We start from the raw sequence: 4,360 nt of genomic DNA, 5'->3' as shown, positions 1-4,360 counted from the left end.
TTGTGGGAGCCGGCTTGCTGGCGATCCGCCGCAGGCGGCCATCCCGAACTATCTTCCCAAGACAGCTTCAGCACCAATCAAGCCACTATCGCCCCCAAGCGCGGCGTTGCCCGGCCTCCCACACAGGGACGGCGCCGTGCGCAAGCTGGCGCGGCGCTGAAGCGGGTCACTGCGCCGGATCTTCCTCGGCAACGTTGTCCAGCAGTCCCAGCCAACCGGCCAGTACCGTGTACGCCTCTTCCAGGCCCATGCGCTTGGGCGCCGAGAACAGCTGGATGGTCACCGTGTCGCCCCAGCCCTTGCGGATTTCCGACTGGACCTTGAGCAGGGTGTTCTTCGCCGCGCCATAGGTCAGCTTGTCGGCCTTGGTCAGCAGGATGTGCATCGGCATGCCGCTGGCGATCGACCAGTCGAGCATCAGCCGGTCGAAGTCGGTCATCGGGTGACGCACGTCCATCATCAGGATCAGGCCCTTGAGGCTCTCGCGGCTGCCCAGGTAGGCCTCCAGGTGGCGCTGCCAGTGCTGCTTGAGCGGGATCGGGACTTTTGCATAACCGTAGCCCGGCAGGTCGACCAGACGGCGTTCATCGTCTAGCTTGAAGAAATTCAACAGCTGTGTGCGACCCGGGGTCTTCGAGGTGCGCGCGAGGCTGGCGTGGGTCAGGGTGTTCAGCGCGCTGGATTTGCCGGCATTGGAACGGCCGGCGAAGGCCACCTCGAAACCGGCGTCGTCCGGGCACTGGTCGACTTTGGCGGCGCTGAGCATGAAGGTGGACTGCTGGCACAGACCGAGAATGGGGTTTTTCAGTTGCATGGGATTTCCAATGTGGGCGGTGCCGGGAGGCGCGACAAGCTGTGTCGTTTCCGTTTCATGGGCGCCAGTATATAATGCCGCAGATTTAGTGTGTGCTTTGTCCCGACGTAGGATGACGCATACGGGAGCGATTGACCTAGGCTGCGCATTAGAACGCGGCACGTTCCCGACCCTGAAGTTCATGACTGGAACCTTCGGTTCATGAGCAGATGGCTGCTTGCTGCCAGTGTCCTGATCCCGCTTCACGGCGCTCAGGCTGCACAGGATCCGGAAGCCGTGTACAACCGTGTTTGCAGCGCCTGTCATGCCGGACAGTTGCCGATGGCCCCGCAGAAGGGCGATCAGGCCGCGTGGAAGCCAAGAATGGCCCAAGGCATGGATGTGCTGGTGCAACACGTGACTCAGGGTTTCAAGGCGATGCCGCCGCGTGGTTTGTGCATGGACTGCAGTACCGAGGATTACCGAAGCATCATCCAGTGGATGAGCGAGTGAGCCCGGTTCATAACTCTTAACCCTTAGCCGTATTGGATTAGCTGATGAACAAATTGATCGTGAGTCTGCTGTTGACCCTGGGGATCACCGGCCTCGCCCATGCCGCCGGCGATGCCGCCGCCGGCCAGGCCAAGGCTGCTGTCTGTGGCGCCTGCCATGGCCCAGATGGCAACAGCATGGCGCCCAACTTTCCGAAACTGGCGGGCCAGGGTGAGCGTTACCTGGACAAGCAACTGCACGACATCAAGTCCGGCAAGCGCACCGTCCTGGAAATGACCGGCCTGCTGACCAACCTCAGCGATCAGGACATCGCCGACATCGCCGCCTACTTCGCCAGCCAGAAGGGCAGCGTCGGTGCTGCCGATCCCAAGCTCGTGGCCCGTGGTGAAGAACTGTTCCGTGGCGGCAAACTCGACCAGGGCATGCCGTCCTGCACCGGTTGCCACTCGCCCAACGGCGCGGGCAACGCCGCCGCCGGCTTCCCGCATCTGGGTGGTCAGCATGCCCAGTACGTCGCCAAGCAGCTCACCGACTTCCGCGAAGGCGTGCGCACCAACGACGGCGACACCAAGATCATGCAGAGCATCGCCGCCAAGCTGAGCAACAAGGACATCGAGGCCGTCTCCAGCTACGTGCAGGGTCTGCACTGATTGGCAGACGATGACTGACGCGGCCTGCTCGCGTTAATAATCGATTAATCCTTCATTGCAAGGATAAAAGGGTGGCCTTGGCCGCCCTTTTTTGTGGCCGCTGCCGTTACACTAATCGAACCAAGAGCCCGCTCGGTCTGTCAGAAACTACAGGTCGCGACGGAGGCGACTTCCAAATCCCCAGGAGCAAAGCATGCGTAATCTGATCCTCAGCGCCGCACTCGTCACCGCCAGCCTGTTCGGCATGACCGCCCAGGCCGCCGACGTGCCACTCGAGGCCGGCAAGACCTATGTCGAACTCAAGACCCCGGTACCGGTGCAGGAGCCTGGCAAGATCGAAGTGGTCGAGATGTTCTGGTACGGCTGCCCGCATTGCTACGCCTTCGAACCGACCATCAACCCATGGATCGAGAAACTGCCGTCCGACGTGCACTTCGTGCGCATCCCTGCCATGTTCGGCGGCCCATGGGACAAGCACGGCCAACTGTTCCTGACCCTGGACGCCATGGGCGTCGAGACCAAGGTGCACTCGGCGGTGTTCAATGCCATCCAGAAGGAGGGCAAGAAACTGCTCGAGCCTGAAGACATGGCCGACTTCGTCGCCACCCAGGGGGTCGACAAGGAGAAGTTCCTGGCCACCTACAACTCCTTCGCCATCAAGGGCAAGATCGTCGCCGCCCGCGAACTGGCCAAGAAGTATGAGATCAGCGGCGTACCGACCATGATCGTCAACGGCAAGTATCGCTTCGACCTCGGCACCGCCGGTGGTCCGGAGGCCGCACTGAACGTCGCCGACCAACTGATCGCCAAGGAGCGGGCAGCTGGCGCGACCGCCGGCAAGTAAGGTGCCCCGGCCATGGCTCGCTGGGGATCGGAACGCATCGTTGGCCTTCACCAGCCGAAGGTCAATGAACACCATCTGCAATCCAGCGGCCTGCCGGCGGACAACCGCCTGAGGCTGCTCAGCTTCAATATCCAGGTCGGCATCAGCACCCAGCGCTACCGACATTACCTGACCCGTGGCTGGCAGCACCTGCTGCCGCATACCGGGCGCGCCGACAACCTGCGGAAAATCGGCAACCTGCTCGGTGACTTCGACCTGGTGGCCCTGCAGGAGGTCGATGGTGGCAGTCTGCGCTCGGGCTATGTCAACCAGGTTGAACACCTGGCGCAGCTCGGCGCCTTTCCCTACTGGTACCAGCAACTCAATCGCAACCTCGGCCGCCTGGCCCAGCACAGCAACGGCGTGCTCAGTCGCCTGCGACCCTGGGCGATCGAGGACCATCCGCTGCCCGGCCCGGCCGGGCGCGGGGCGATCCTGGTGCGTTTCGGCGAGGGCCCGGAGTCGCTGGTGGTGGTCATGATGCACCTGGCGCTGGGTGCCCGTACGCGGACCCGGCAGCTGGCGTACATCCGTGAGCTGATCGGCGGCTTCAAGCATCAGGTGCTGATGGGGGACATGAACACCCATGCCGCCGACCTCCTGCAGCACTCACCCTTGCGCGACCTGGGGTTGCTCGCGCCACAGGTCGAAGCGACCTTTCCCAGTTGGCGCCCACAGCGTTGCCTCGATCATATCCTGCTGAGCCCGAGCCTGGCGCTGGAGCGCGTCGAGGTGCTGGCGCAGCCGATTTCCGACCATTTGCCGGTTGCCGTTGAAATTCGCCTGCCAGGATCCATCGGTTCTGATACGTTGCCCGTCCTGAGTCGTTGAATCTGACGGACACCCTGCAATGAGCAGCGAAGAAGCCGAGCGCTGGAAAGAGAAGTACCTCAAAAGCATCGAGCAACAGGAAAAGCTCGAGCGGCGTTGGGACGCCCGTCTCGACCTGCTCCGGCGCGGGCTGGTGCGCAGTACCCTGGCGGCCGAAGGCACCGACAAGGCGGTCGACCAGTGCATGAAGGAAATGCGCGAGGTGATCCGCACCGACGACATGGATGCGGCTCTGGCCAACCTGCTGCCGCGCCTGGAAAAGGCGGTGCTCGATTCCGAACAGCGCCGCGAGACCCGGATCGAACAGATGGGCACCGCGCTGACGGCGCTGGTGGCCCAGTTGCAGGCCCTGCCGTTGCCGCGGGATGTGCGTCGGCCGTTGAAGAACTTTGCCAAGAATCTCGATGGACGGGTCAGCCAGGCCCGCGAGATTCCATTGCTGCTCAGCGAACTGAGCCATCTGCAGGGCAAGGTCCTGACCGAACTCGATCATCCCGCCGAGGCCGTCCGGCCCGGCTTGCTGCAGCGTTTGTTCGGTTCGAAGGAGAATCCCGAGGCGAGCGTCGAGGCAAGCCCGGCGGAGGGCCCCGCAGCGACTCCCGCGCAGGCGGTGCCAGCAGTTGCAGCAACGTCGGTCGAGGATGACGACGATGAACTGGACGAGCCTGTGGCGCCAGCGGCGGGGGGCGG

Annotated in this window: 5 protein-coding genes and 1 pseudogene; 5 read left to right on the top strand and 1 reads right to left on the bottom strand. The window is 63.3% G+C overall.

Translation table 11 applies throughout. The features are described from left to right. Positions 1-166 precede the first annotated feature (166 nt). Entirely contained in the window at positions 167-814 is a 648-nt protein-coding gene (yihA, locus tag K675_RS0105875; protein ID WP_017902584.1) for a ribosome biogenesis GTP-binding protein YihA/YsxC, read from the bottom strand. Positions 815-1,015: 201 nt separating this feature from the next. Between yihA and K675_RS0105870 the strand changes: the two genes are divergently transcribed. From K675_RS0105870 to K675_RS30425, 5 genes and pseudogenes are all read left to right on the top strand, one after another. Further along, entirely contained in the window at positions 1,016-1,306 is a 291-nt protein-coding gene (locus tag K675_RS0105870; protein ID WP_017902583.1) for a c-type cytochrome, read from the top strand. 44 nt (positions 1,307-1,350) lie between these two features. Beyond that, positions 1,351-1,956 carry a c-type cytochrome gene (locus K675_RS0105865; RefSeq protein ID WP_017902582.1) on the top strand — a complete coding sequence of 202 codons (606 nt, stop codon included), beginning with the start codon at positions 1,351-1,353 and terminating at the stop codon, positions 1,954-1,956. A 193-nt stretch (positions 1,957-2,149) separates the two neighbouring features. Continuing rightward, positions 2,150-2,800 (top strand): thiol:disulfide interchange protein DsbA/DsbL, encoded by a 651-nt coding sequence (locus K675_RS0105860; protein ID WP_017902581.1) that lies wholly within the window; start codon positions 2,150-2,152, stop codon positions 2,798-2,800. A 12-nt stretch (positions 2,801-2,812) separates the two neighbouring features. Beyond that, positions 2,813-3,670 (top strand): endonuclease/exonuclease/phosphatase family protein, encoded by an 858-nt coding sequence (locus K675_RS0105855; RefSeq protein ID WP_017902580.1) that lies wholly within the window; start codon positions 2,813-2,815, stop codon positions 3,668-3,670. 19 nt (positions 3,671-3,689) lie between these two features. Next, positions 3,690-4,360, top strand: a pseudogene (locus K675_RS30425) (hypothetical protein); the annotation flags it as partial.

The organism is Pseudomonas fuscovaginae SE-1, assembly GCF_000364705.1.
GTDB lineage: Bacteria > Pseudomonadota > Gammaproteobacteria > Pseudomonadales > Pseudomonadaceae > Aquipseudomonas > Aquipseudomonas fuscovaginae_A.
Note: the sequence above shows the minus strand (reverse complement) of the source record. Positions and strands in the feature narration are given on the sequence as shown.

Bases quoted from the DNA above. Each gene is read 5' to 3' on its own strand.
- yihA (WP_017902584.1), bottom strand. From the start codon at position 814: ATGCAACTGAAAAACCCCATTCTCGGTCTGTGCCAGCAGTCCACCTTC.
- K675_RS0105870 (WP_017902583.1), top strand. From the start codon at position 1,016: ATGAGCAGATGGCTGCTTGCTGCCAGTGTCCTGATCCCGCTTCACGGC.
- K675_RS0105865 (WP_017902582.1), top strand. From the start codon at position 1,351: ATGAACAAATTGATCGTGAGTCTGCTGTTGACCCTGGGGATCACCGGC.
- K675_RS0105860 (WP_017902581.1), top strand. From the start codon at position 2,150: ATGCGTAATCTGATCCTCAGCGCCGCACTCGTCACCGCCAGCCTGTTC.
- K675_RS0105855 (WP_017902580.1), top strand. From the start codon at position 2,813: ATGGCTCGCTGGGGATCGGAACGCATCGTTGGCCTTCACCAGCCGAAG.